This window comes from Sodalis sp. RH24 (genome assembly GCF_047324145.1).
In the GTDB taxonomy this organism is placed as follows: Bacteria; Pseudomonadota; Gammaproteobacteria; order Enterobacterales; family Enterobacteriaceae; genus Acerihabitans.
Genome location: NZ_CP178729.1, coordinates 1,102,384 through 1,128,492, shown reverse-complemented (window position 1 = coordinate 1,128,492; position 26,109 = coordinate 1,102,384). Strand labels below are relative to the sequence as shown.

General features: G+C 51.3%; 21 protein-coding genes. 11 read left to right on the top strand and 10 right to left on the bottom strand.

Annotated features, from left to right (window positions below; all coding sequences use genetic code 11):
• Positions 1–16: 16 nt before the first annotated feature.
• Positions 17–433, bottom strand: coding sequence for a hypothetical protein (locus ACL2XG_RS05035; RefSeq protein WP_413722744.1), 417 nt, complete (start codon positions 431–433; stop codon positions 17–19).
• A gap of 107 nt (positions 434–540) precedes the next feature.
• Here ACL2XG_RS05035 and ACL2XG_RS05030 point away from each other — a divergent pair, with 107 nt between their 5' ends.
• Positions 541–1,407, top strand: coding sequence for a helix-turn-helix domain-containing protein (locus tag ACL2XG_RS05030; RefSeq protein WP_413722745.1), 867 nt, complete (start codon positions 541–543; stop codon positions 1,405–1,407).
• An 8-nt stretch (positions 1,408–1,415) separates the two neighbouring features.
• Positions 1,416–1,898 (top strand): BRCT domain-containing protein, encoded by a 483-nt coding sequence (locus tag ACL2XG_RS05025; RefSeq protein WP_413722746.1) that lies wholly within the window; start codon positions 1,416–1,418, stop codon positions 1,896–1,898.
• A 58-nt stretch (positions 1,899–1,956) separates the two neighbouring features.
• Here the strand turns inward: ACL2XG_RS05025 and ACL2XG_RS05020 are convergent, their stop codons facing one another.
• The 3 genes from ACL2XG_RS05020 to flhD form a co-directional block, all read right to left on the bottom strand.
• Positions 1,957–3,069: an MrcB family domain-containing protein gene (locus tag ACL2XG_RS05020; RefSeq protein WP_413722747.1), complete on the bottom strand. Its 1,113-nt coding sequence runs from the start codon at positions 3,067–3,069 to the stop codon at positions 1,957–1,959.
• A gap of 1,636 nt (positions 3,070–4,705) precedes the next feature.
• Complete coding sequence (gene flhC, locus ACL2XG_RS05015) at positions 4,706–5,254, bottom strand: flagellar transcriptional regulator FlhC (protein ID WP_410016560.1); 549 nt, start codon at positions 5,252–5,254, stop codon at positions 4,706–4,708.
• Positions 5,251–5,607: a flagellar transcriptional regulator FlhD gene (gene flhD, locus ACL2XG_RS05010; protein WP_410015321.1), complete on the bottom strand. Its 357-nt coding sequence runs from the start codon at positions 5,605–5,607 to the stop codon at positions 5,251–5,253. Before flhD ends, flhC begins: the two co-directional genes overlap by 4 nt.
• Before the next feature lie 1,231 nt (positions 5,608–6,838).
• Between flhD and ACL2XG_RS05005 the strand changes: the two genes are divergently transcribed.
• A complete protein-coding gene (locus ACL2XG_RS05005; RefSeq protein WP_413722748.1) occupies positions 6,839–7,645 on the top strand; it encodes a hypothetical protein in 807 nt (268 codons plus the stop codon).
• A 31-nt stretch (positions 7,646–7,676) separates the two neighbouring features.
• Positions 7,677–8,060, top strand: coding sequence for a lysozyme inhibitor LprI family protein (locus ACL2XG_RS05000; RefSeq protein ID WP_413722749.1), 384 nt, complete (start codon positions 7,677–7,679; stop codon positions 8,058–8,060).
• 116 nt (positions 8,061–8,176) lie between these two features.
• On the opposite strand, the gene ACL2XG_RS04995 is transcribed toward ACL2XG_RS05000, so the two are convergent.
• Positions 8,177–9,082, bottom strand: a complete 906-nt coding sequence (locus ACL2XG_RS04995; RefSeq protein WP_413722750.1) for a LysR family transcriptional regulator — start codon at positions 9,080–9,082, stop codon at positions 8,177–8,179.
• 97 nt (positions 9,083–9,179) lie between these two features.
• Here ACL2XG_RS04995 and ACL2XG_RS04990 point away from each other — a divergent pair, with 97 nt between their 5' ends.
• From ACL2XG_RS04990 to ACL2XG_RS04970, 5 genes are all read left to right on the top strand, one after another.
• Complete coding sequence (locus ACL2XG_RS04990; protein ID WP_413722751.1) at positions 9,180–9,806, top strand: glutathione S-transferase; 627 nt, start codon at positions 9,180–9,182, stop codon at positions 9,804–9,806.
• Between the two features lie 2 nt (positions 9,807–9,808).
• Positions 9,809–10,723, top strand: coding sequence for a pyridoxamine 5'-phosphate oxidase family protein (locus ACL2XG_RS04985; protein ID WP_413722752.1), 915 nt, complete (start codon positions 9,809–9,811; stop codon positions 10,721–10,723).
• A 172-nt stretch (positions 10,724–10,895) separates the two neighbouring features.
• Positions 10,896–11,084 carry a hypothetical protein gene (locus ACL2XG_RS04980; RefSeq protein WP_410015315.1) on the top strand — a complete coding sequence of 63 codons (189 nt, stop codon included), beginning with the start codon at positions 10,896–10,898 and terminating at the stop codon, positions 11,082–11,084.
• 797 nt (positions 11,085–11,881) lie between these two features.
• Complete coding sequence (locus ACL2XG_RS04975) at positions 11,882–15,160, top strand: hypothetical protein (RefSeq protein WP_413722753.1); 3,279 nt, start codon at positions 11,882–11,884, stop codon at positions 15,158–15,160.
• 390 nt (positions 15,161–15,550) lie between these two features.
• Positions 15,551–19,102, top strand: a complete 3,552-nt coding sequence (locus ACL2XG_RS04970; protein WP_413722754.1) for a hypothetical protein — start codon at positions 15,551–15,553, stop codon at positions 19,100–19,102.
• Here ACL2XG_RS04970 and ACL2XG_RS04965 read toward each other — a convergent pair.
• From ACL2XG_RS04965 to yebS, 5 genes are all read right to left on the bottom strand, one after another.
• Positions 19,088–19,621: a hypothetical protein gene (locus ACL2XG_RS04965; protein ID WP_413722755.1), complete on the bottom strand. Its 534-nt coding sequence runs from the start codon at positions 19,619–19,621 to the stop codon at positions 19,088–19,090. The two genes, ACL2XG_RS04970 and ACL2XG_RS04965, sit on opposite strands and share 15 nt — an antisense overlap.
• Positions 19,622–19,800: 179 nt before the next feature.
• The gene (locus ACL2XG_RS04960; RefSeq protein WP_410015311.1) at positions 19,801–19,992 is read right to left on the bottom strand and encodes a YebW family protein; all 192 of its coding nucleotides are present in this window, start codon (positions 19,990–19,992) and stop codon (positions 19,801–19,803) included.
• Positions 19,993–20,219: 227 nt separating this feature from the next.
• Positions 20,220–20,465, bottom strand: a complete 246-nt coding sequence (locus ACL2XG_RS04955; protein ID WP_410015310.1) for a DUF1480 family protein — start codon at positions 20,463–20,465, stop codon at positions 20,220–20,222.
• A 232-nt stretch (positions 20,466–20,697) separates the two neighbouring features.
• Complete coding sequence (locus ACL2XG_RS04950; protein ID WP_410015309.1) at positions 20,698–23,328, bottom strand: MlaD family protein; 2,631 nt, start codon at positions 23,326–23,328, stop codon at positions 20,698–20,700.
• Complete coding sequence (yebS, locus tag ACL2XG_RS04945; protein ID WP_410015308.1) at positions 23,300–24,550, bottom strand: membrane integrity lipid transport subunit YebS; 1,251 nt, start codon at positions 24,548–24,550, stop codon at positions 23,300–23,302. Before yebS ends, ACL2XG_RS04950 begins: the two co-directional genes overlap by 29 nt.
• 236 nt (positions 24,551–24,786) lie before the next feature.
• Between yebS and ACL2XG_RS04940 the strand changes: the two genes are divergently transcribed.
• Both ACL2XG_RS04940 and proQ read left to right on the top strand, forming a co-directional pair.
• Complete coding sequence (locus ACL2XG_RS04940) at positions 24,787–25,284, top strand: GAF domain-containing protein (RefSeq protein ID WP_413722756.1); 498 nt, start codon at positions 24,787–24,789, stop codon at positions 25,282–25,284.
• 95 nt (positions 25,285–25,379) lie between these two features.
• The gene (proQ, locus tag ACL2XG_RS04935; RefSeq protein ID WP_413722757.1) at positions 25,380–26,102 is read left to right on the top strand and encodes an RNA chaperone ProQ; all 723 of its coding nucleotides are present in this window, start codon (positions 25,380–25,382) and stop codon (positions 26,100–26,102) included.
• Positions 26,103–26,109 lie beyond the last annotated feature (7 nt).

Here is a 26,109-nt window from a genome sequence, read left to right as displayed (position 1 = left end):
AACTTGAATAATCAAGTTAGGCTTTGATGTAGCGGCATTTGATAGCCTGTTGGCGGTTCTTCTCGCGCCAGGCTTCCAGGTTGATAAGGGCGTTGCCGTGTTTTTCCATCACGACAATGCTTTTTTCGCCAGTTATCTCGCATTTGCGAATTCTTCGAACGGTAGCTGTAGGAGTAGGGGCCAGTAGCACGACGCCATTAGCGATCCATTTTTCAAGCACTGAATGGCTAATGCCATTGATGGCAGCAAAATCCTTTTTAGAAATGGTGGGAGACGCCATTTTTAAGGACATATGGTCATCGACAGCCAGGTCCACTGCTTCGGCAACGAATTTGCCCAGTATCGGAGTTAACGAATCAACCAAGGAAGAGATGATCTCGCTCTTAAAGACTTGCCTTGAACTTTGTTTTGGCATTGCATTCTCTGAATCCATAAAGCAATATCTCCCGTATGTGGTTTGTGTTCTATGGTGTTACATGTGGTGTGTAGTCACTATAGATCACGCTGTGTGTGTTTGTAAATACTCATGGAGTGTATTTATTGGATATTAATAATTTTGACGGGAATGCTTCGTTGGTATTGGAACGGATCATGTCAAGCTACGGCGTCGCCACTCAAAAGGCGCTTAGTGAGGCCACCGATATTCCGACAAACACTGTCAGCAATTGGGTCCAGCGTAATAGCGTACCAAGCAATGTCATTCTGAAATGCTCTGTTGATACTGGTGCGGACGCAAGGTGGTTGGTTACGGGTGAGCTTGCAAAAGCAAACTCCAGTCAGCCGAGTAGGGCGCTGAAAGGTAAACCGCTCTACGACAAGATCCTGGCATCTGGCGGCAAAGCCGTGCTGCGCCGTATTCTCGATGCCTACGGATTCGATACTCAAAAAGAGCTTGGCGATTTATTAAACATTTCTTCCGGTACAATCAGTACCTGGGTAAGGCGCAATTTTTTCCCCGGTGATGTGGTTATCGCTTGCGCTCTTGATACCGGTGTATCCCTGGAATGGCTCTCGACTGGTTCAGGCGCCATGCAAGATCTGCCAGCAGGTGTAAAGAATTCAGTCCCAGGGGCGATAACGTTGGAGTGTTTGCAATTGGTCGCTGGCAAACTTGAACCGCAAGGACAGTGCATTGTCGATAATCGGTTTTTACCCAAGGACATAAGCGCCGATTCGTTACGCTATATCTATTCTGGGAATAGGGCGTGGTTGATCAGTTTTGATAGTATTGAACTATCAAACGGGACATGGCTGCTAGATATCGATGGCACACTAGACGTTTACAGTGTATCGAGGCGGCCAGGAAACCGTTTACGTGTTACGGGTAAAGATGGTGAGTTCGAATGTTCGGTTGATGAGGTTAAAGCAAGGGGGGTAGTGGCCGGTTGCATAAAGCAACTTTTATAAGGATATTTATGGCCAGTAGAAATTTTATTTATATTAATGCTAAGCGTATTGTGAGGGTTTTTTCTTTATTGCAGGTTAGTGATTCAGAACTACACATTCAGGGAATATGCAGCCAGTCAAATACGCTAAAAACGTTTCGGAAAGACCGCATTATCGAGGAGTTTTATACCCTTGATGATGCGTTATCACGTTACGAGACACTCGATAAATCGCAGTATGATCATTATGTTACCTCCCCAAAAAAGAAGCCATCCTTGCTTGAAGTTTGTTTCACCGGCTTCAAGAAAAACGATAAAGACCGCCTTATAACTCTTGCGGAAGAAAATAAGCTATTGGTGAGAAGCTCGGTAACGCAGAATCTGCAATTTTTATGTTGTGGGTATAATGCTGGGCCGACCAAAGTCACAGCAGCCCGAATGAAGGGTGTTATCATCCTAAATGAAGATGAGTTCGGCCTAATGCTTGAGACCGGAGAAATTCCAGAAAGTTGATTTTTTATTAAATCCATATGGCATCGCAATATGGATTTAATTCTTTTAGTTCGACTAATCAAGCATAATAGTTTAGCAATACATCCATTTCTACTAATATCTCTCTATTTTTTAGGCCTTCCTTTTTTTCTTCTAAGAGTTTAGATATTACATGACGTTTATCCAAAAAACTTGCATGATGAAGTAGACGATGACAATTCGGGCATAATGTGACAATGTTTTCAACTACATCCAAAGAAAATAGGAATTCATTTTGCTGTTTCATAGGTATTAAATGATGAGCTTCAACGAAATTTTTCTGAGTAACTTTTGATATAAATGTAAGATGATTTTTGTTAGCTTCACAAGAAAAATTGGATTTGAAAAATGCTTCTGAGGAAACTAAAGGATCACGGACAAAAATCATTCTACCATTCACTTTTTTCTTGTCGGGAATCATCACGCCATTGATATCCGAGGCAATGTCAATGATAACGGAGTCTTTCATCTTTTTTTGCTGCCGTTTGTTTACTATGTCCAAAACCTCAGTTTGAAAACGAGATTCTGATGATACTAAGATGCTATCTAACGAACTACCAAACTTATCAAAAAGTAAATCATAGCAGTTTAATAAATATAATAAATCATCGGAAAAAACTTCCAATGAAACATCCATAGTTGATGTATATTGAAAACTTGCTATAGATCCAAGTTCATAACCTTTGCCTAAATGTTTTTTTGCAGACAGGTCAATCTCACCAATTATAAGATTAGATTTTGACGGTATATAATTTTGAGCAAATCTTGATACTTCTTGAATTTTTGAATATGCATCTTTATTCGCGTATAAATTGGTGAATGCAGTAATAGCCTGATTAAGAGATAAAAAACATTTATTCATATCTGCGGAAAATAATAACACTATATAATAGCCATACTGAGCAGAGGATGTAATGTTTTTGTTGAATATACTTATCCAAGGGATCTCTGCCATATTTCCTTGCCCGATGGAACCGTGGACTAGTAGGTCTTTTCTTTTCAGTGAGTTGATTATATTATTGAATAAATCTGGAATTTCTCGTATGATTGAATTTACGCTTTTTATATTCTCACTAGCTTTAGACTTAGCTTTATTTTTGAGAGCTATTTTGTCGTTGAAGTAATTTTCAAAAACCTTATTAAGCAACTCCATATTATTTATACCAGTGAATTCAAAAAATAATCACAATAATATAATCAATATGCTAATAATAATCTAGTGATATAATCATTTTATGTTAACACATTGATTAATATTAGTTTTATCTTAAAATACTACTTTGGCACGGGAATTTACAGCCGATAGCCGATAGCCGATAGCCGATAGCCGATAGCCTACCTCCATGGATTTTTTTGATGTAGCCATTTTGTAGTCAATCACAAATATTATTTTTATAAGTAGTTGTTTAATATGTTTTTTTTAAGATATGAATAGTATTCGGTCTTTTTTATGTCATTGATTTATATGAATAAGATTTGAACATCCGAAGTTGCCCGACATTTGTCCGAAAACTGATATCCGGTCTAAACTGATCCTACCCAGATTTGACGGACACGCTGTTAAGTGGGGTAAACTCATTGACGGAGGTGATCCATGACGAAATCGACAGCTGTTAAAAATAAGCCACATAATTAATACACGCCCGAATTTCGCAAGCAAGCGTTGCCACTGGCCGATACCGTCGGCACAGTGCCAATGGTTGGCTAAGCCCGGAACAATAGGAACGAAAGAATCTCGCTTAGGGCTGTGTCCGTTATTGCTGGGTAGGATCACTGTTGCCCTACGCTGAAAACAGCTTCACGTAATCCGGGTGGGTAACCTGCGGCATTCTGCCGGCCCGTCACTCGCTGATGGAAGAACACCGCAAACGGAACCTGCCTGGGTGTCAAAAAATAGCCGGACCCGACGGCCCGGCCGACAAGATTAGCCTGCAAAAACAACCCGCTAATAATGCAAAAAGAGAAACATGTGTGAGGCTGTATAATGACAGAGCGTGCCTCAATAGTTCCATAACGGTTCCCTATATTGCCAAATCAGTATGATGGGCACGGCAGTCAGCATCGTCAGGTCAATGTCGAACGGCAAGGCGAGTTCGTCATCCGCTTACCTATGAATCATCACGTAAAGAGCATGTTACGGGAGGGGATTTACTAGGTTCGGCAAGTTAGTTTGGGAGAAGGGTGTCATAGATAATAATTCGTACCGTCCGCTTGAACAACCTTGGCATCCTCAATAATGTTGAGTATAGGCAAGGCGGCCATCGTCATGATTTACGGTAGCCATTTTGTAGACACCTTTTCAAATGATCTATTTAACTTATTGTATTTATGGTTTTTTTAACAGCGTGAAGAGTGTTCGATCTTTTTTTATAGAAAGAAGCGACGTGGTTTATCAGTTTCAGTCGTCTTCAGCAATCAAACGGAACCTGAGGCTGGATATTGATGACAAACTGGGATCGGTAAAGGGGGGCGAGACGGCTTGGCAAACGGGTATGGATTGCTGTAAACGGCAGTGAATGAAAGGGTGCATGAGGCCGATGCAGGAGATATGCACTCATAATGTAAATAGCCTGGTGTTTTAAGCCTGCTCGACGCGGAATCTTCTGCAACCAATCCTGAAAATTCACATGGCGTCAATATCAACGGCATTTGATAGCTTAACATGTATAACAATGGCCGGGAGCGTAATGACCGGCCTGTTTGATTTTATGAAGAGAAGGAAAAGGCCATTTAAAATAGCCTTTATGCTTCTCATTAAGAATGATTGAATGTGACGATTTGGCACGCATTTAGTACTGTACCATCGGCAAGGCCGAAATGCTTTGCCGTTTTCTTACCGCACGCGACGGTGGTTGACAAAAGCTGCAGACAAATCCATGAATTGGATGATGGGCATAGGTAATAAATTTGCCATGGCAATGATTGCACGACGTTAATTGCAGCATGCCGCTATTCATAAATCGCACCAAAATCCAGGCTCGGGTTATGCTCAGAAGCGGTGGTTCATTATCCAACAGCGGGCATTGTTCAAGATATAAACCGTAAGCCTGGATAATTGTCACGAGATCGCCGGCGTCACCGTTTTTCTTTAATACCTGAAATATATTATAAAATGTGGATGAGTGCATATTCTGCTCCCATGTCATATACCAGTCGGTAGAAAATGGCAGCATCCCTTTGGGCGGCGAGTTACCGCGCAACTCTTTATATAAGTTGACTAATCTTGCGCGGCTTATCTGCGTTTCACATTCGAGCATTTGTAGCCTGGCGCCCAGGGTAATAAGTGCTATGGCTATCTGGATATCTTTTGCTTCCTGGACAATGCTTTTGCTCATTATGGATGTACTTTTTTATGGGGCAACGGTATTATTTTTGCGCTTGTATGTTTTATTAACGACCCAGACAGTAAAATACCTGTATGAAGTTGTTGCAGGTCGTCCACCCGAGAATCCCATGTTAACAATCTGATGGTTTGAGGCTCATCGAAACGAAACAAGCATAACAGCTGGCTGGCTTCCGATAATTTGGTCATCTGGGAGGGCAGCAAATTTTTCAGCGTATCAGCCATGGCGTCATCAATACCCAGGCGGAACATTGCCAGGGCCTTGTCCTGATTTATCAGGAGTTGCGCCAAGTATAAATAAGAGAAGTTAAAATCATGAATATGTTTACAAATTTCTTTGCTATCCATTCTGTTGTCTCCTTAAAATCACAATGATCCTATTTATCAGCAACAACTGTTTGTATAATACACGCCAGCGCTTGGCGTAGCACAGGGCCATGGCGTTATTGAGGGTTGTTTCATTCTTCGTAAAACAACGCTTACCGCATAACTCAGCTCTCACGCAGGTGTCCGTGGCGCGAGCTGACAGGTGACCGTTTTAGTAGTATGACGATTTAGCGCAATGATGGTGTTTTAGCGTTCAAGATTCCTTTTCGTCATCCCATATGAAGTTCATATGTAAAGTGAGTAATGATTATGTTTCTTAATGTTTTAAGTATAGCCCTATTGCGAGGGGAAATTTGCATTAAAATTAATTTCCCCTATAAAATCGTGTAATTATAATTTTTTTTTCGTATAATTATCATACAAATCAGATGCTAACCCTTCCGATTTATATTTCTATTTTTTATTAAAAATTAAAGTCACACATAGCCCTTGTAAATTAAAATTTTTTGTCGGATTTTTATTTTGAGTGCATAGTAATTCATTAAATAATTTTATTAGTGGCAAATATGCGACTTAAGGGAAATATTTATACTTTATGTATAAAAAATAGTCAGGTCTTACGGGATGTTGTCTTGCGGCAGGCAGCCTGCGACCAAAATATTAATACACCGAATCAACCCGCGGCATAGTAAAACAGTGTTGCCCATGTTGGCATAGTGGGGCCGCTCGAATTTATTTTGTTTGCGGGATAAACCGTGCGGCTCGCCAAACTGCCTTGAGGGTTCTGGCATTCAACCCTCTCTAGGCAGCGACGGCGTTGACTTTTTTCCACCACAGCCGCGCTTGATCATGGGCAGCGCAGGGATTCAGGCACGGTTGGGTCAAAGGACCTGGCGCTGCCAGTATTGCTCGTAGCCCCGTTGTCTTCTTCCGCGCGATGATAGTGAATAAGACGCAATAAACAACGTCGCCATGAAATCTGTAACCATGTTTTTAAATGATCTGTAAATCATGTGAATATTAACGGAATTATTGATGATGGACATTAACCGGGGAAATATAAAAATTCGGTTTATTCATCAATGCTTCTGAAACGGGTTTGTAGAAAAATACATTTAGGGATGTATCTGCCACGGCCATTAAGTACATTGGAACTAAATCCGATAATTGCAGCAGTCAAATGGAGGTGATGATGCGTATATCAGGGTCCGTTGGTCATGGGGGCGTAAATAATCCGGCAGAGGTGGCGGCAGTGCAAACGCTGCTGCAAGCCAACGGGTTTTCAATCAGGAATGATGGCGCTTGCAATCATGAAACCATCCGGGCGATGAAGCGTTTTCAGACCACGTCTCCCCCTCATCCTGACGGGATGATCACTTCAACCGGCAAAACGCTAAAAGAATTATCCGCCGGTCGTTCACCTGACTCGCCAACAGCGACAGGCCAGGAAAGCGGACATGCTGATTCTGGGCGCCTGACGGTCAGCGCCGGGCAGGTGACATTTGACGCCGAAGGCAATGATGATCCCTCCAGTCTCTATTTTAGCCGGCAGCTGCATTGGCCCCAGGGTGTTTCCGGTGTGACCCTGGGCCGCGGCTACGATATGGGCGGCCGCAACAAGAAAACGATTTTTGCAGAGTTAACCCGTGCGGGCATTCCCGCCGACCGGGCAGAAATAATCTCGCGTGCTAACTTGCTTCAGGGGGTGTCCGCGCAGCAATTTGTACTTAAACATAAAAAAGAATGCGGCGTTATTAGCCGCGAGGCACAGGCTCGCTTGTTCGAGATGGTCTACCCGGCATATATTTTGCGGGCCAAAGCGATTTATGAATATAAAACGGCGCGCTTCCCCGCAAGAACCGCCTGGGAGGCGCTGAAACCGGCTATCAGAGACATCGCCGTCGATTTTGTCTATCAGGGCCTGGGCTTCGAAAGAACAATGAAAGCCTGTATGGGTAATGATATTAAAGCTTTAATTCATTTCATTGAAACTAACGATCAGCTAAAGGTTTATGAAAAGGGTCGCCAGCGCGCGAATTACCTCAGGAAATATCAGTAATATCGAGGTTGAAATGGAACGGAAATGTGTAATGGGAACGATCGTTTGTTTCACATGCTTAAGCGGGGCAGCGCATGCGGCGGCTGATTGTTCGAAGAAAAACAGCGATTCTGAGGTATATATCTGTGCGTTGGATAATCGTGTGGCCGCCGAGAAAGCGCTTAACCAAGAATATGCCGCAGCGAAAAAACGCATCCGAGGCGTTTTCGCCAACGAAGCGCAGGTAAAAAAAGAATACCAGGCCGTATTTTTAGCGGCGCAGCGGAATTGGCTAAATTACCGGGAGAATCACTGCAAGCTGGTGGCCCATGTTGCCGAGAAAAATAGTAATCCGTATAAGGTTTTTACTAATGAATGCGTCACTAAACTTAACGAGGAGAGAGTGAAGGAATTAAAGCAAATCCCCTATGATTGAACCAGAGGGAATGGCGCTGGCCGATGTTTGCGGCCAGTCTGCATAAGTAGGCCCCTTTTTGATGCGCATTTCCGCCTGGCATGATCCGCATCATCTGTCAGCCTGGGGGGCGGCGGTTACATTCCCTGCGGCTGTATCGGCCCCAATTGGCTGAGCTGCTGATAAGCATAATCCCAAAACGCACGGACTTTTGGCGGCATGCGCTGCACATTATTCGCCACCAGCTGGACCGGAAGCGGCAAAGGTTCATATCCAGCCAGCAACCGGACCAGGGTACCGGCAGCCAGGTCGTCCGCCACCTGGTAAGACAGCAACCGCGTAATGCCTTTACCGGCGCGCGCCGCCAGCAGCTGTGTTTCTATATCATTGAGCAGCAGGCGCGGCGCTAACCGTACCCGGTCGCTATTTTCATGCGGGCCGAAGCGCCATTCACGCAAAACGGGGCGTAGGGTGCCGACGATAGTGTCGTGATCGGCCAACTGCCCAGGCTCCCGTGGCTCCCCGCACCGGGCCAGATACGCCGGGCTGGCTACAATCACCCGTGTGACTTCGCCCAGCCTGCGCGCGACTTTGGATGAATCCTGCAAATGGCCGATGCGTATCGCCACATCAAGCCCTTCATCGATCATATCGAGATTACGGTCGTTCAGCAGCATCTCAATCTGGATATGCGGATAACGTTCAAGAAAGGACAGTACCACCGGCGCCACATGCCGGCGGCCGAACTGTACCGGAGAGGTGATGCGCAGCAAACCGGTGAGCTGAATTTCCGCGGTATCCATTACCGCGTCCTGGTAATCGTTCAACAGCGCGCGGGCGCGCTCCGCCAGCCGCAGGCCGGCCTCGGTCGGCGCCAGCCGCCGCGTGGTGCGCTCCACCAATCTGGCGCCGAACCGTTGCTCCAGCGCGGCAATGGCACGGGTTATCGCCGGTGCGGAGCGGTGCAGCTTACGGGCCGCGCCGGCCAGACTGCCGTGCTGGATTACCGCCACAAAAATAGTCAGTTCATCTAACCGGTCCATAAATTATTCCGATAAATGAAATTATCAATTGCCATATTCCCGCATTCTTTCCACATAACGCAAGAGTATTCTGGAGAGACCACATCAGGAGGTATTTATGCCAACGTTGCAACTTTACGCTACCCCGCATTCCGGGCACTGCCATCGCGTGGCCTTGCTGCTAGGTATGCTTAAGCTTTCTTATGATGTTATCGACGCCCCGGCCGCCCTACGGCGCACCGCCGATTTCCAGCGCCTGAATCCGGTTGGCCAGATTCCGGTATTGATTGATGGGGATAAGATCCTGACAGACAGCAATGCCATTATGGTGTACCTGGTAAAACGCTACGCGCCGGGCAGCCACTGGTTGCCCGAGGAGGCCCTGGCGGCGGCGCAGGTACAGGTATGGTTGTCCAGGGCCGCCGGGGAAGTACGATATGGTCCCGGCTCCAGCCGGATGGTGGTGCAATTTGCCGCGCCTGAGGATTATCCGGCGGCGCTGGCCATCAGCGGGCGTTTTCTGCCGCAGATGGAACGACATCTGGCTAAACGGGCGTTTTTGGCCACCGACCAGCCCACCATCGGCGATTTGGCCTGCTATAGCTACGTGGCCGCGGCGCCGGAAGGCGGCATTTCGCTGGCGCCCTATCCGGCAATCCGACGTTGGATCACCCGCATCGCCGCGCTGCCAGGTTTCTTCGCCATGCCGTCGCTGCCGCTGCCGCAAACCGCCCAGGAGGAGTGAGCATGTTTCATCCCGACGAATTGCGCGCCCAGGCGCTGGCCGGCTTTGCCGCCATCAGCGGCGGCATTTATTCCACCATGCCCGAGCAGCACCGCGAATTTTTTGCCGCGCTGCCATACCTGTTTGTCGCGACGCTTGATGATCATGACTGGCCGGTTGCCACGGTATTTAGCGGTCCGAAAGGGTTCGTGCGCGCGCCGGACGCTACGCATTTGCGTATCAGTTCACAGCGCCGATTGGACGATCCCGCCCAGGCCGCGCTGCAAACCGGCCGCCCAGTCGGCGCGCTTGGGCTGGATTTCAGCAATCGCCGCCGCAATCGTGTTAACGGTTTCGTCGGGCGCACGGATAAAAACCGCATTGAGATTATTGCGCGCCAGAGCTTCGGCAATTGCCCGCAATATATCCAGCGACGCGAGCTGTACCCCGCGCCCGCGCGCCTTTTCCCCATCGAGCGCCTCGGCGCTCTGGACCAGGATGCCAGAACCCTTATCGCGCAGGCCGATACCTGCTTTGTCGCCAGCGCCGCACACGTTGAGCTGGCGGAGGGCGGGGTGGACATCTCACATCGCGGCGGCAAGCCGGGATTTATTTATCTGGACGACGAAACGCTGTGGATCCCGGATTTTCGCGGCAACCGTTATATGAACACGCTGGGTAATTTACTGGCGCAACCGCGCGCGGCGCTGGTATTTATCGATTTTGCCCAGGGGGATATTTTGCATCTGCAGGGAGAAACCCGGATCGTCTGGCAGTTGGCAAGCGGCGAGAATGTACAGGGCGCGGAGCGCTACTGGTGTTTTAAGCTGGTCAGCGCCTGGCGTATGCGACAGGCATTGCCCTGGCGCGGGCGCAATGTGGAGTTTTCTGCGGCGACATTACGCACCGGCATATGGCATGATGATGACCGTCCGTAAGGATTGACCCGCTTCATTACCCGGTTTTAAACGGGCGCGCCGCATCCCTTAACGACCGTCCCCGGCGCTGCCGTTGAGCCGTTGGGTGAATGTAAGACGGGAACCTGTGCGGTATTACCAAACAGCGGTGCTATAATGGGCAAGACAAAATAACGCGACTTAGGATAAAACAGTGGAATTTACCACCGAGAAAACCAGTAACGGTGAGTTATTAACCATAACTCTGATAAGCAAAATCGGCGCCGAAAATTACCGCGCACAGGAGAGCATACCGGTCATGTATGCCGACGCCGATGAAATCCGGCGTGCCAAAACGCGATTGCTCTCGCACTTTAACCAGCGTAACGAAGCTGCTGACTAAAACACCGCGCTATGCCAGGCGAAACACCTCCTGCGCGGACTTAAGCGGCCTGCCACAATCTACCGCTAGCCGCCCGCGATCGGTACTTAATTCCTATTGCGCCGTGATGCCCGGCGCGCGGTTAATTTGCCACGTCATCCCTATTAAGCCTGCTAAGGCGGACAGGCGGCGTGCTTGTGGTTGATCGCAATTTCCCCGGCTCAGGCACGCCTGGACAACGGAATAAAGTGAAGGGTTAATTCCCAGGGTGCTGATGCAATTTGTTTGATGAATATATAATTATTAAAATAAACTGAGTGATTATAAAAATAGACAAAATGGCTTTATGTCTCGGTGAATAACTATTGTAATACTGGCTTGTGTGATATTTCTAATGAGCGCCAATAGTTATGTGATAATGGCCATTCTTCTATTTTTCCTCATTATTCAGGATTAATATGTATATATCTAATAACGCCGAAACAATTACATCGTTAAATGAATTGCTAAAAAATGAAACCACCAATGAAGGTATTGTAGAAACCAAGAAATTATTCAGCGCCATCAAATCTTTGAATAATACCGACCCAGTACCGGCCCACCAGTTCATCCGACCCAGCAAATCCAAATCCACGCTGGGGCATAACCTGCTGCGTTATTTGTACTTGTCTCACTCTATGCTGCCTGATACCCCTAGGGTTGATGGTAACGCCTCTAGCGCATCTCGGTTTATCGCCGTGCCGGGAGCCTATCATGACGCCTTATCGCGTCCGGACAGGATGAACAGCACTGCTCATTATCCTGCGGATGCCAATGCAATGTCTGTTACAACCTTAGCCGTCCCCGCCCGCACAGACACCGGCGCGGTATCTTTTCCTGGCGGCAAATGCCAGCCGGCGGGCCGTAAAGCCGCACACAGGCCGTCGCTGGCGAAACAAAATGAAAATGTCGCCAATTATTTGCAGGTCGTCTCCCGGCAGGGAAAGGACGATGGCGCGCAAATAGAATCACTGATAAACCGGGTGATCGATTGCCTGCCACTGCCCGGAGAATGCTTAGCGGGATTAACCCGGGTATTATTGCGTAATACCGGTGAGTTTGGCGCCCAACCGGGGGAAAATCTCAGCGTTAACTATCAATTGAAGCAGGTAAAAAGCTGGGTTGCCGGCAATGTGCTCAACGGTACGGTGGATAATTTTATCGCGCAGATTATTCTTAATGCCGGGGCGGGGAAATATGGCGAAAAACCCCGTCTTGCGATTGATATTGCTGGATTAAACCGTAAGATTGATCAGCATTTTGCGATGTTTAAAACCCTGACGGTGGCCTCGGTCAAGTATATTTTCAGCCACATCATCGTGCCTGTTATGCCCACGCTTGACTTGCCGGCGGATAATGCCGCCGGAAAGATGAATGATATCGGGGATATTGATTGGGTCTACCTGCACGCAGGCACGCAATTTGCTCAGGAAATGCATCTTGACGTGGGGCAATGGTCTAGACAGGCGCTTTCATCCTTAGGCTTAGCCCTGGAGGCCATGCTGCTTTCCGATACGGTTTCGCCCGGCCTGATCCGCTTTTTCATCCGTCCCGCCTGCATTTATTTCCTGGTAAATAAAACTGGTGACGGCAAACCGGTAAACGATAGGTATGTTATGGACGACCCCGCCGTCAGGCGGCTGGCGGTGGAGCAGTTCTTCAACGATAGCCGGTTGCTAAAGGAACGTAATAATCCATTCAACCAATTCAGCGAGGCCATGCGGGGTTATCGCACCCGTACCCAATTAGCCGAAGATATTTTACATCAGCGCTGCGCGCCTGAGGCTACCGGTCATTACGCCGTTGATGTGGAGAGCTATAAAAATAATCACGATGAGTATAGCTGTTTAAAAAATAGCGCGGGTGCTAATCCTCTCATTGAGTTATTGCCTGATATTAATGAGCTGTTTCGTAAACAAAATCAACATATCGTCGACTGTTTCCGCGCGGTGGACGTGCTGACGCTGGCGGAAGCCTTTGCCACGCTGTCCCCAACGGATTTGCAACTGCTTAAAAATAACACCGTTAAGGTGGCTAGCGCGCATTTTTCCGCTTATGACCAATATCGAGGCGTGTTGGGAGCGCATACCATTCCACGTAGTACTTATATCATTCCATTATCGGCAAGCGCGGTATTGTTCTCCACTACTGGCGCTGATGAACACATTTTTGCGCTTGACCGACGCGATACTTCCTACGGCTTAAAACGCATCGACCGCGACCCGCGTCATTATTATGCGTTACTGGATGACATCACGCCGCGTAAAGACCAGGATTATGTCCTGAAAATCATCGCGGGCGCCAGCGAGGCCGCGACATTAAAAAAAACAGGGCAACAACTGGATGATTTAATTCTGAGTTTGTCCAGGCTGGCGCAGGATGATCTGCGACTGCAACTGGATAAAGGCGGTTACGACGCCACCACTCAGGAAAAGGTGCTGCAGGGGATAACGTCTTTAGTACCGTTGCATGATTGTATTTCCGGAATTATCGCCCAGTCGAGGGAAGCGGTAGTTCCCTGCCTGTTTGATGTTTTCAGCCTGATGCCATTACTGGGTAAGGCGGGATCGTTGGTTTCCCGTATGGCCCTGAAGGGCGGCATAGGGACCGCCGGAGCGGTGCGTATCAGCCTGGCCAGTTATGCGGCCAGGATGTCCCTGACCGAAGCGTTAACCGCCGGTGCCCGGCATTTTGTCCGCCACGCCATGGTGCCCGCCGCCGGCGAACTGAGCCAAAAGGCGCTTATCAGCCTGGCGGTGGACTTAGCCCGCTTTGCCGATCCCGCCATGGTGGAGGTCATGTTCCATGCCGGGGCGGCAGTGAACCGGCGGCTTGTTGCCGCGTTAAAAACCGTCGCCGGGTTTATGCCAGACATTGCGCCCATCCTGCCAAAACTAGACGTGCTCGCACATGCCGGCGGTAACGCGGTAAAGCCCGTTGTTTATAAAACCGCACGGTTGAAAGGAACCCAGCGCTATTTCCCCATCATCCCGTTAAACGGCGATACTTACCGGCGCAAAACCATTTATCTCCTGGTTGATTCCCGGTCGGGGGAGGCGAGCGGCATAAAATATACGCTGACGCGCAAGAATGAACTGGTTAGGGTACCGAAAAAAGCGGCGGTGAACCTTAAAAATATATTGCAGGAAGGGCTAGGCGGTAAAGGGAGCGGCAGGGCGGCAAGAGTGTGGAATACGCAGCTCAGCTATGATGATTTAATCGTGATGCCATTGCCGCAGTATCCTAATCCGCAATATCTTCAAATTGAAAGCTATGGCTCCCGCGAGGCTGAGACCATCCTGTTTCCCGAGCATGGCATCCCATTGCAGCAAACGCCGTTGGAACGCAAGGCCTATATCGAGATGTTTAACGCCCTGCCTAACAACCAAAAACTGGCCATGCGGGTATGGAGCATGATAGAAGGCGATAAAACCCGTTATCACGATGGACAAAAAAATCTGGCGCAAATAGGGCTGTCCCCGATCAACGCCGAAATCAATGTTCATCTGCATCAAAACCATCCGGTATCACGCTGGGATCATGCGGAGAAAATGGTATTTATGGGCTTGCTGGACGCGATTGCCAGCCCGCTGCCTCGCCAGGCCGGTGAATATTTGCGCGTGGCTGAGTACCAAGCCAATCAGGTTAATCCCTGGGGCGACAGTCTGGGGCCGGGCGAAATTGTGACTAATTTTCCGGCATTGATGAGCGTCTCCTCGCAGGATACCTATGCACGCTTGTTTACCGAACAGACCGCCGAAGAAGCGGCGGAAAATCAGGTACAGACATTGATTTATTATAAAATCAAAGACGGTGCCACGTGCCTTCCGCTGCCTTATCCCATAGCCAGTACCGTCGTCACCGAGCAGGAATATCTCTATGCGCCGCGGTCGTTTTTCCGCGTAGAAAGTGTTAGCAGCGTAACATTGGTCGGTGGTGAGATGTATCCGGCCAAACGTGTGGCGGTAGTGTTGCGAGAAATTAGCCAGCCAGTGGCCGCCGCCAAAAATCTTTTTACCGGCAAAACCATTCATTTTGACCTGCCTGGCGCGCCTTAACCCCGAGCCGAACAGGCTTAACGCTATTTTACGTTTATTGTAACCAATGTTTAAAGGGGTCGGCTTAATGTCAGGTATTTCCCATAACCCAGCGCTAGCGATACGGCGACTTATCGCACCGGCGAGCACGTAATGCACAATATTACATTCTAGATAAATCACTTGTTAATAACTTCATAAGGCATGCTGTTTATTTAATAAGGAAATCGAATGGGATTATTCACAGTTCATCGACAAGCAAATCAGCCGGCTATTAATCAATTATTATTGTCCAATGACATCACCTCCCGCCAGCGGCAAGGTGCCGAAATGCTTTTCGGCGTATTAGATTTCGCGCGTAATGATTCCAGCTTATGGGTCGCGCCGCCCGCAGCGTACGCAAATAACTCTGTGAAAAACATCGGCGCGAGACTGCTTTATGCCTATGGTTTGCTGGCGCGCCCGCATCAATCATCCGGCGCGCCGCCGGGGGATGCCGCGGGGAAAAACGCGCTGGCGGGGTATAAAATGCCCCAGGCAACCGATGTGTCGCCGGAATATACCGAAACCAGGGTGCGGCGTGATTTACCTCTGACCGGAGAAGGGCCGGATCCTCATACTGCGGAGGATATCCGTGCGGCACGGTATATTGAACAGCGTAATAAGGGCTGGTCGAATAATAAACCTATCATCGACTTGAGGCGGCAAAATGAAAATATAGCCAGGTTACTGGATAAGCTTTCAGGGCATGCCATGGCTACCGGCAACCCTCAACTCCCTCCGGCAATGAATCTCGTGGCCCAAACGGCGCGTTTTCTTATCGCCACACCCGATGGAAGGGCCAGGATCGCCTATGTTTTGTTGCTGGATTCCGGTCTCTACGGCGCTTCTCCGGGTGAAAGGCTGACCAGAAACGCCATGAGCAAGGTGGTGAGTGACTGGATGGCGGAAAATATATTCGGGGCGGATATCGAAAGCTTCATGGCCCGGAAGATGCTGGGTCTCCTGGCGTCCGGGGCACGGGATCCGGCCTTTGGTTCAGCAGGTTTAAATATGGAGGCCGGTCGCGGCGTCATTAACAGCATGCTTGCCTTATTCAATGGCGACGGGGCGGCTTCGGCCGGTTCGGCGGCAACCGGTGAATCACCCTGTTATCGTTACCTTATCGATCATATTGTCGCGCCGGTCCTGCCGACATTATTTTTTTTCCGGGAGGATATCCCCCCGCATGCGCTTGTATTCGGCACGCTGGACTGGTGTTATCTGCATATCGGACTTACTTTTGCCGCTAAAAGCACGGTGGACATCGGCGATATGGCGGCGGCCGAAGTCATCGAAATCGGCTGCACATTATCGGCGCTGATGATGATGGGATCGCTGTCCGCCGGTCTGATTGATCTTTTTACGTTCCCCGCGCTGATGCACTATCTGAGCGCCAGGCTGGATGAAGACAGGGATGCCGCCCGTAGGATTGATGTGCGCGCGGCTGCTACCCAACAAGATGCGCTGATGCTTTTTTTTTCATCCGGCAAAGCCAGGGAAAAAGCGGTTAATCCGTTTAAACAGTTCGGCGACGCTATAAGTGGATATAAGTCGCGCACGGAGCTGGCCGGGGACCTCTTAACAAAACATTGTGGCGGCCTGACGAAGGATGAATCTGCGCGCAGGGTGGCCGTTTACAAAAGCTATCCCGGCGGCTACGCCTGTCCGCCCGGGGCCGCCAGCCGCCAGAGCGCTAAGTCTTTGGAGAATCTTCCTGACCTTAATAAGATTTTCGCGGCGCAAAACCAGGATATTGCCGATAAATTCGCCATTATCGACCGTTTGCTGATCCTGGATGCCGTCACGTCGCTGCCGGCGCCGGAGCTGCAATTTTTCACCATGTCGACAATCCGCCGGGCGGGAGCGGATTTTTCCGAGCTTAATCCCCAGACCGGCCTGCCGGTAGAATATTTTATCGTCGGGGCGAAACCTGCTGTGCCGCTTTTGCCGGGCATCGAACTTTTGCTGGCCGCCAGCAACGGCGAGGAACGGATTTTTGCGTTGGGGCGCGATGAATCGGGCTATTGGATCAGACGCATCGATCGTGATAAGCAAAATTATTATTCTTTGATGAAAAAAAATCTGGCCGGGGCGGATAAAAATTATCGGCTTAATATCTACGCCGGTGAAAATGCGCAAGGCCTCTATAAAACCCCTGAAGAAACGTTGGCCGCGGTTAGCGAAAGACTGGTGAAGCAGCATAGAAAAAAACTGGCCGCACAGCTCTATACCCGGGGATATGAGGAAACCACGCATGAAGCATTCAGACGTTTCCTGCTGTCGTTTATTCCATTTTATCATTGTGTCGAATGGAACCCGCACCGGCAGGAGGAGGCCCTAATCTCCTGCGTTGTGGACGGCCTGAATTTCATCCCACTGGCGGGGCAATCCGCAGCGTTGTCATCACGGATACTGACAAAAGCGGGGATGGGCGGCCTGGCCTCAATGCGTGTGGGGATGGCCGGCTTCGCAGGTGGAAATAGCCTGAAAATCGCCATGGGCGCGGGGTTGCGATCCTTTGCCAACGTGGCCATGGCCACCTTGGCCGAAGAGCTTGACCGCAAGGCATTGACCAGCATGCTGCTGGCTTTGGCCCGGTCTTTAGACCCCGGTATTGAAATGGCGGGCATGCTGGGTAAAGCGTCAGTGCTGCAGGTACGTCTTGCCGCCAAATTACTGCGCGGCCATAGCCCGACCATGGAAAAGCTGATGCTGAAATTGGACGGCAGCGCGCTGAGCGACGCGCTGCCCGCCGGTATCGAACATTTTGAAACCGGGCGCCTGGCGGGATTCGAGCGTGATATCCCGATCGTCAGACTGGGTGGTGATCGTTATCTTGGCCAGCCGGTCTATGTCAGGATCAATCCGCAAACCGGCGACCGCTTCGGGATAAAATATATTCTGGCGCAAGGTAACAGGTTGGAGGCTGTGCCCGTAGCGGCGGCGACGCGCTTAAAAAATATTCTGCATACCGGTCTGAGCGGCCGTGGCGCGGGCCGGGCGGCAAGACTCTGGAACCAACAGGCCAGCGTCGATACCCTGGTGACTCATTCTCTTTATGGCGTGGAGTGTACGGCGCATATCTCGCGTTATGGCGATCCGGGAAGCGAAGCGCTATTGTTCCCTGAAATGGGTATTCCCCTTACCCAGGCTCCCCTGGATTACGCGCAATATCAGGCTGTCTATCAAACCCTGTCGGTAAGCCAGACCATCGCATTGCATTTGTGGTCGTTGGAGGCCAATGGCATAAAAATATATAAATACAATAACCTGCTGTTGGATCTGACGGGTTTTTCGCGCGCCAAAAGCAGCATCAATGAAAATCTGTGGCATCAGGTACCGCTGGAGAGGTGGGCGCAGACGGACCGGTTACTTTACGAGGATTTAACCGGTGCCCTGCAACACCCTTTTCCCAGGCAAGAGGGAAGCTATCTGGCGGTGGGACAGTATCCGGCAACCGAGAGCATTCCCTGGGCGGATATCATCGCCCCAGGGGATATAGTCACCAATTATCCTACCTTTCTGACCGTCGCGCCCGGGGATAATTTTGCCAAGTTATTAACCGCCAGCGCCGATCGGCAAGGATTGGCGGGCGACCAACGCAGGCAGGCCATTGTGTATTATAAAATTGAAAACGCCCGGCAGGCGATACCCTTGGTAATCAGAGGCGATAATAATCAGATGGTGGGTCTCGAGCATATCTACCAGCCCGATCGTTTTTTCCGGGTTAAAAGTATCTCAACCGCCTATTTGATAGAGGGACAAATCCACCCTTCGCGTCGCATAGGTGTGGTTCTCGATGAATTGATTGGACCGGTAAACGAGGCGAAGAGCATGTTTACCGGTGAAAATGTGCCCGTCGCCAGCATGGAGTGGGCAAATATCGTAAAACGTTACCATAAGCCATTACTGTCTATCTGAGCCCGGTCCGGCGACACGGGTATTGACCCGCGTGATAAAATCCGCCTTTTCCACGGGCTGCGTCTCCAGCACCTGTTTCAATACCTCATAGCAATCCTCAATATGGGCGTTGCCGAGGACTTTCATGGCGCTGAAACTCAATCCCGCGGCGGCGGCCTGGCCGATAATCGGCACATAACGGGCCACCGACTTGGTGGCCACCCGCACACCCACTCGTTTAAGCACCATTTTTACCAGCTCACGGGTGACGGTGCTGCCGATAAGCCGGCTGCCAATACCGGTGATCGCCACCAGGGTGTATTTTTTGCGGTTGGGATGCAATTGCTCAATCTGGGTGGGCGACAGGCCGAATTTCTCGTTAATGGCCGGCAGCAGCGCCATCAGCAGCGACACATCGGTGCCGATATCGAAACCTGGGATGGGGATAACCGCGGCTCCGGCGGATAAACCGGCGCGGCGGGTGACCATTTTTTTACATTCCCTGCGCACCTGTTCCAATTCAGCCAAACTGTTGATCATAACGTATTCCTGTAGCGCTGATAAAACATACCCATAGGCGGCCGTTCGTGGCGCCCGCGGCTATCGTAGCGATAGGTTGCCGCGTTGGCCGGGATCGGTAGAATAGCACTCAACCCTCAGTAACATATTCCCTGACTGTCTTTAGTCGTCAGCCTTCGGGCTGACTTTTTTTTTGCCGCTTAAAAATCGGCATATTCACTGGCCGGCAGCCAGATGCCGTCAATAAACCGTTCGATGGGATAACACCCGCCGTAACGCAACCGCTGTTCCCGCATGATCGACAAACATTGCGTCTCGCTGCGATAGGCGCCAATGAAGACTTCCTCACAATCCTGTCCCAGGTAACAGATAAAAATCATTAATGCATACATGACGGGTAGCCCTTTACACAATGCCATCCGGCCTGTTGCCGGTTTATCTCTGGTAAGCGTGAAGTATAGCCCAGCTGCGGCAGACAATGGGGCGCGCATCTACGCCCTGGGTCTGCAGCGGGGGCACAACAATAGCGAAGGAGGGATAGTGGTCGGCAAAGGGGTATAACCCTGGCGACGGTGTATCCCGGCGGGAATAGCCCGCCCGTGCAGCGGGGTTGAATCTATTATTCCAGGCGCATAATCCAGGCATCATTATCATGATCGTAATGTTGCCGGAACAGCACCTGTTCTTTTCCGTCGAGGATCGCGGGGATGCTGGTATGTTCATCCCAACCGTCAAGCTGTTTGCAGAGATCGGGGTCGGATTTACAGGGAATACGCAGGAGATTTTGGACATTGCGATCCGCTCCGGCGGAGAGTTCGGCGTCGTCGACTTCGAAACTTCCTATTTTGACAGTAGTCTTGGTCATATTTTTAGCCCTTCTACGCTGTCTCGCCAGGGTCATTCCTGAGGCAAGCTACGTATTAAGCATAGCCAAGATCGCACAAAACGCTAAAAGCGCGCGCCCGATGGGAAGAGGGCAAACCAGCAAGCGCGGGTATGACGGGATAATCGTAAAGGCGCCTTTAGCCTTATTACCCATCACACCCGTTCCGGTCTCTTGCGCACTCTGACCTTATTCCAAGCGCAACCGGCGCTGTTTAACCCTGCGGAGGAATGGCGGTGCCCCATTCATGCCATTCTTTAGGCTCTTCCTCGCTGAGGACGAAATGCTTACCGGTGGCGGCTTTTGGCGCCAGCGGCGTCGTCGGCGGGGTGGCGAAGGCAATGCCGCCGCGAATAAACTGCTGGAAGGTGCCGCTTTTTACCGAGCCGCCGGTGAGACCGAATTTAAGATCATATCCGGATGCCAGCCAAAATACCGAATTATTGCGCACCAGATGCTGGTATTGCTTACTGATCCGCAGGGCGACATAAACCCGATCCGCCAGCGAACCCAGCGACAGATTGGTTACGGTGCCCACCTCGATGCCGCGGTATAATACCGGGGTGCCGATTTGCAATGAGCCGGCCTCGGGGGTGTCGACCACGACATTTAAGCCGTCCAGGTAACGTGAGTCGGTAATCGTGGCCTGCTGCAGCTCGAAATTACGCGTCGCCTGGCCGCGGCCGGGCTCGACGTTGATATAGGGCTGCAGCAGCGTTTCCAGATGATTGACGCCGGCGGCGGAAATCTCCGGGGTGACCACGGAAAAATGCGTTCCCACCCGGGCGAAGGTTTGCACATATTCCGGATAAAGCACGGCCTGGGCCATAACCTCGCTGTTTTCGGTGGACAGTTTTAACGTTTCCAACTGGCCGATATCGATCCCCAGATAACGGATGGGCATGCCCGGGGACAGCTTACTGGCATCATAGGTGCGCAGGACGATCTGGCTGCCTACCGCGCGGGCGGCGTTCTCCGAACCATACAGTTTACGCGGCGCGCCTTTCGCCAGCACCGCTCCGTCCAGGTTATCGAAGCTGATGGCGCCTTTCAGCGCACGGTCGAGCGGCGAAGCCTGCACGGTAATGCCGCTGCCGTTAATCTGCATGCGCGCGCCGCCCTCGGCCCAAAAAATACTATTGGGCGTCAGTAATTTGCGATACTGGGGATGGATATAGACATCGACATCGAAGCTTTTCGCCGTCGGGCGTACGTCGATGATTTCACCCACCTGGAACTTGCGGTACATCACAATGGAGCCGGTCTGGATATCGGGCAGGCTATCGGCGGTGAGTGTCAGCGTCGGGGCGGGCTTGTCGCCCTGAATACCCTGTTCCGCCATTTCCCGGTTGCCATAAAGGGGATACTGGTCCAGCGGCGCCCCCTGGTTGCCCGGAATAACCACGATGCCGCCGTCCAGCCATTCCTGGGCGCTGGTGCCAAGCACCCGCACGCCGTCCAGTCCGAACTTCACATCGACCCGGCTGTTAACGATAAATTTGGTGTTTTTATGCAATAGATCCGCATAGTCGGGTTTGATCGCCGCCTCGAACACGACCTGATTGTCGACCAGCTTGCGGCTCACCACTTTACCGACCGGGATGCCGTGCAGTGTCAGCGGCTGGCCGCTGTCGATGCCGTAACTTTGCGGCGCGGTCAGGCTAAAGGTGCGCACGCCGGGTTCCTGCAATAGCATATGATTGCTGTCGAGCAGGGTAAAATGCTGCTGCGGCTCGCCGCCGCCCGGCACCAGTTCCAGCGTTACGCCGCTAAGCAGGCTGCTGAGATTGGTGTTGTTCAACGACAGCTGCGGCGTATGCATTTCGATACGAGTGCCGCTGCGCATTAAATCGACAATGGACGGATTGATGGTCAGTTCGCCGGTGACTTTTTTATCTTTCCCCAGCGTCAGTTTGGTCAGGGTCCCCACCTCCAGCCCTTGGTATAGCAGCGGGGTATGGCCCTCGCTGAGATTCTGTCCATCAGGCAGGTCGAGGGTGATTATCACGCCGCGCTGGCTGTGGGACAGGTCGGGATAGAGGATATAATTGTCGTCGGACCGGGCCTGTTCGCCCTGGGCGGGGGAGTCAAAGGCGATGGCGCCGTTCACCAGCGCCGCCACGCTTTCCATCTCCAGTTTGGCGCCATGGAAATCCACATCGGCCTTCAGGCCGGAAACGTTCCAGAAGCGGCTCTCCTTTTTCACCAGATCGGTAAAGCGCCTGTCAATCAATACATCGATATTGACGCCGCCTTGGTCGCGGGAAACATCGTAGTCATAGACTTTTCCCACCGGCAGCTTGCGGTAATACACCAGCGAGCCGGTATTAAGCGAACCCAGGTTATCCGCATGCAGATGCACCAGCAGTTCCCCGGTATTCACCCGGTACTTGGGCTGGGTATCGAGGGCGATAAAATGATTTTCCTCTTCGCCTTTGCCCGGCATCATGCCGATATAATTACCGCCGACCAGCGCATCCAGTCCCGAAATCCCTGCCAGCGACGCCTTTGGGGTCACCAGCCAAAACTGGGTGCCTTTGCGCAACGCGTCGCGCATATCGCGCTTGATGCTGACCTCGACCCGGATGCTTTTCAAATCGTCGCTCAGCTTGATATTTTGCACGGTGCCGACTTCCACGCCCTGATAGCGTACCGGGGTGCGGCCGGCGACAATACCGTCGGCGGACACAAAATCAATGGTCACGGTGGAGCCGCGTTCCTGGATGGTGCTGTAGACCAGCCAGCCGGCAATCAGCAGGGCGATGAAAGGCAGCAGCCAGAACGGCGATATGCGGCGTTTATTCCTGACGGCCGCGCTAGTCGGTGTAGTCGGCGTTTGTTGCATGTGCATCCCATATCAAACGGCTGTCTAACCACTCGACAGCAAGAATTGTCAAAATAACGGCGGCGCCAAAATAAAACGCCGCCGGTCCCATGGTAAAGGCCAATAACTGATCGCGATCCACCAGCGACATGGTGATGGAGATAACGAATAAATCCAGCATTGACCAGCGCCCGATCCAGGTCACGAAACGTAATAACCGAATACGTGTTTTCAAGCCGTGCCGGACATTGAAATGAATCGTGATTAATAAGGTCAGCAGCACCACGACTTTAATGAACGGCACCAGGATACTGGCGATAAACACCACGGCCGCCACCGGGATATTGTCCGCCGCCAGCGAAATGATGCCGGCCATGATGGTGCTTTCGTTGCGGCTGCCGTTGATATAGATAATCGAAATCGGCAGCAGGTTGGCGGGTATAAGCAGCACCATCGCCGCAATCAGCGCCGACCAGGATTTTTGCAGGCTGTGGCGGCGCCGCGCGCGCAAGGGCACGTGACAGCGCGGACAGCGCCCGCGCACATCGGCTAAGCCGGTAAAATTACAGGCCAGGCAAACCCTGAGGGCCGCGGTATTGGTACGAAATGCCAGCCGCGCCGGCTGCGGATAAAACCGTTCCCATAACTGGCCGATATTCAAATGCGTCAGCGTCATGATACTTAACAGCGTCAGCGCGATAAACGCCGGCAGCGCCAGGCCGGTGGTCACGGCGGCATAATCCTTGACCTTAATGGCCGCCACCCCCATGCCTATCAGGTAAATATCCAGCATCACCCATTCTTTAAGCCGGTTGAGCATCAGCAGCACCGGGCGCAGGTTCATGCCCAGCCGTTGGCCGAAATACAGGTACAGCAGGGAAAACACCAGCGTGCAAGGCGCGCCGATGGTGCAGAAGGCCACCATGCTGGCGGTGATGGGATCCCCCTGCATCGCCATCTGCCAGATGCCGTGCAGCAGGTTGGCGCTGATGGCGGTTCCCAGCAGGCGCACACGAATCAGTGCATCGGCGTAGGCAAACGGCATCAGCAGCAGCATGGTCGCCGCCATGGCCGCCAGCCGGTTAATGGCCCACTCGTTGCCCACCGCCACCTTTGCCCGGCAGCGCGGGCAGAACGCATCCTGATATTGGCTTAATTCCGGCAGGATGAATAACGCGTCGCATTGGGCGCAGCGCTGATCGCGGCCCTGGGGGAGAGCGCAATGGATGTGCTGTATTTTCATATTCCGGGACGCTTCGCGGGGTTACGCGCCATCATGCCTGCCTTTCTTATTCCATCAAACGGCAATCGCCACCGGCATGATAGTGCCGGATAGGTTTGCGCAAACATACCTGCGGATACTGGCTTTGTGAAGTCATAACGGGTTAATCTTGTGGCCGTGGGCATTTATTGCTTAAGGTATTGCGACCGGTCCTGACGGCCGGCATTTGAAAGATTAGCTCATTTATTGGTTTTAATATGAAAAAACAACAATGCTATGCTGAATTACTACAAAATATGTCGTCGCTGATCGAGGGCGAGACGCATTTTATCGCGGCGATGGCCAACTGCAGCGCATTGCTCTTCGAACATCTTGATGGCGTTAATTGGGCGGGTTTTTATCTGCTTGACGGTGATACACTGGTGCTGGGCCCTTTTCAGGGTAAAGTGGCCTGTGTGCGCATACCGGTGGGCAAGGGCGTCTGCGGCACCGCGGTGGCGCAAAACAGGATCCAGCGGGTAGATGACGTACACGCCTTCCCCGGACATATCGCCTGCGACGCCGCCAGTAATGCCGAAATCGTGTTGCCGATTACCCTCGACGGCCGCGTGGTTGGGGTACTGGACATCGATAGCACGATTTACCATCGCTTCGACCAGGACGACGAGGATGGGCTGAAAGCCTTGGTGGAACGGCTTTGTCAGCAGTTGGAGCACACCGATCTGCGACGTTTTATCAATAATACTTTATATTGATAGACAGATAACGTGGCATTTGCCGATGGCGTCATTATAATGACGCCTGTTCATGCCTGCGCTGGTTGGCAAACCCGTTGTAATCAGGAAAATTCATGGAAAATCAACCCAAGTTGAACAGTAATAAAGAAGTCATCGCCTTTCTGGCCGAGCGGTTTCCGCTTTGTTTCACCGCCGAGGGCGAGGCACGGCCATTGAAGATTGGTATTTTTGCCGATCTGGTCGCGCGCATCCAGGGGGAGGACAGCCTGAGCAAGACGCAGTTGCGTTCCGCTTTACGGCTTTATACATCAAGCTGGCGTTACCTGTACGGCATCAAACTCGGTGCCCAGCGTGTCGATCTTGACGGTAATCCCTGTGGCGAATTGGAAGCGCAGCATGTAGAACATGCCCGCAAACAGCTTGAGGAAGCCAAGGCACGGGTCCAGCAGCAACGTGCCGCCCAGCAGGCGAAAAAACGCGAAAATGGCGAAGCGCCGGCACCGCGCCGCGCCGCGCCGGCCAACGAGGCCGCCGCAGCCAAAAAAGGCCAGGACGCCGCCGCGCCGCGCAGGCCGCGCCCAGCCAATCGTCCCAAGAGCGATGCCAAGACCGACGCTAAGAACGTCCGGGCATCACAACCGGTTAAACAGGCCGCTCCGGCGCGCCAGGTACCGGTTACCGATATATCAAAATTGCATATCGGCCAGGCAATCAAAGTCAAGGTGGGCAAAGATCCCATGGAAGCAACGGTTATGGAAATTGCCAAAGAAGGGGTACGTGTGCAGCTTTCTTCCGGGATGGCTTTGATTGTGCGCGCAGAACACCTGCAGTTCTGATACGGAG

What these genes read in the sequence shown, in the direction of transcription:
- ACL2XG_RS04960 (WP_410015311.1), bottom strand. Translation starts at nt 19,992, where the DNA reads ATGTATGCATTAATGATTTTTATCTGTTACCTGGGACAGGATTGTGAG.
- ACL2XG_RS04965 (WP_413722755.1), bottom strand. Translation starts at nt 19,621, where the DNA reads ATGATCAACAGTTTGGCTGAATTGGAACAGGTGCGCAGGGAATGTAAA.
- proQ (WP_413722757.1), top strand. Translation starts at nt 25,380, where the DNA reads ATGGAAAATCAACCCAAGTTGAACAGTAATAAAGAAGTCATCGCCTTT.
- ACL2XG_RS05025 (WP_413722746.1), top strand. Translation starts at nt 1,416, where the DNA reads ATGGCCAGTAGAAATTTTATTTATATTAATGCTAAGCGTATTGTGAGG.
- ACL2XG_RS04950 (WP_410015309.1), bottom strand. Translation starts at nt 23,328, where the DNA reads ATGCAACAAACGCCGACTACACCGACTAGCGCGGCCGTCAGGAATAAA.
- ACL2XG_RS05035 (WP_413722744.1), bottom strand. Translation starts at nt 433, where the DNA reads ATGGATTCAGAGAATGCAATGCCAAAACAAAGTTCAAGGCAAGTCTTT.
- ACL2XG_RS04990 (WP_413722751.1), top strand. Translation starts at nt 9,180, where the DNA reads ATGCCAACGTTGCAACTTTACGCTACCCCGCATTCCGGGCACTGCCAT.
- ACL2XG_RS05020 (WP_413722747.1), bottom strand. Translation starts at nt 3,069, where the DNA reads ATGGAGTTGCTTAATAAGGTTTTTGAAAATTACTTCAACGACAAAATA.
- ACL2XG_RS04985 (WP_413722752.1), top strand. Translation starts at nt 9,809, where the DNA reads ATGTTTCATCCCGACGAATTGCGCGCCCAGGCGCTGGCCGGCTTTGCC.
- ACL2XG_RS05000 (WP_413722749.1), top strand. Translation starts at nt 7,677, where the DNA reads ATGGGAACGATCGTTTGTTTCACATGCTTAAGCGGGGCAGCGCATGCG.
- flhD (WP_410015321.1), bottom strand. Translation starts at nt 5,607, where the DNA reads ATGGATAGCAAAGAAATTTGTAAACATATTCATGATTTTAACTTCTCT.
- ACL2XG_RS04955 (WP_410015310.1), bottom strand. Translation starts at nt 20,465, where the DNA reads ATGACCAAGACTACTGTCAAAATAGGAAGTTTCGAAGTCGACGACGCC.
- ACL2XG_RS04995 (WP_413722750.1), bottom strand. Translation starts at nt 9,082, where the DNA reads ATGGACCGGTTAGATGAACTGACTATTTTTGTGGCGGTAATCCAGCAC.
- ACL2XG_RS04940 (WP_413722756.1), top strand. Translation starts at nt 24,787, where the DNA reads ATGAAAAAACAACAATGCTATGCTGAATTACTACAAAATATGTCGTCG.
- yebS (WP_410015308.1), bottom strand. Translation starts at nt 24,550, where the DNA reads ATGAAAATACAGCACATCCATTGCGCTCTCCCCCAGGGCCGCGATCAG.
- ACL2XG_RS04975 (WP_413722753.1), top strand. Translation starts at nt 11,882, where the DNA reads ATGTCTGTTACAACCTTAGCCGTCCCCGCCCGCACAGACACCGGCGCG.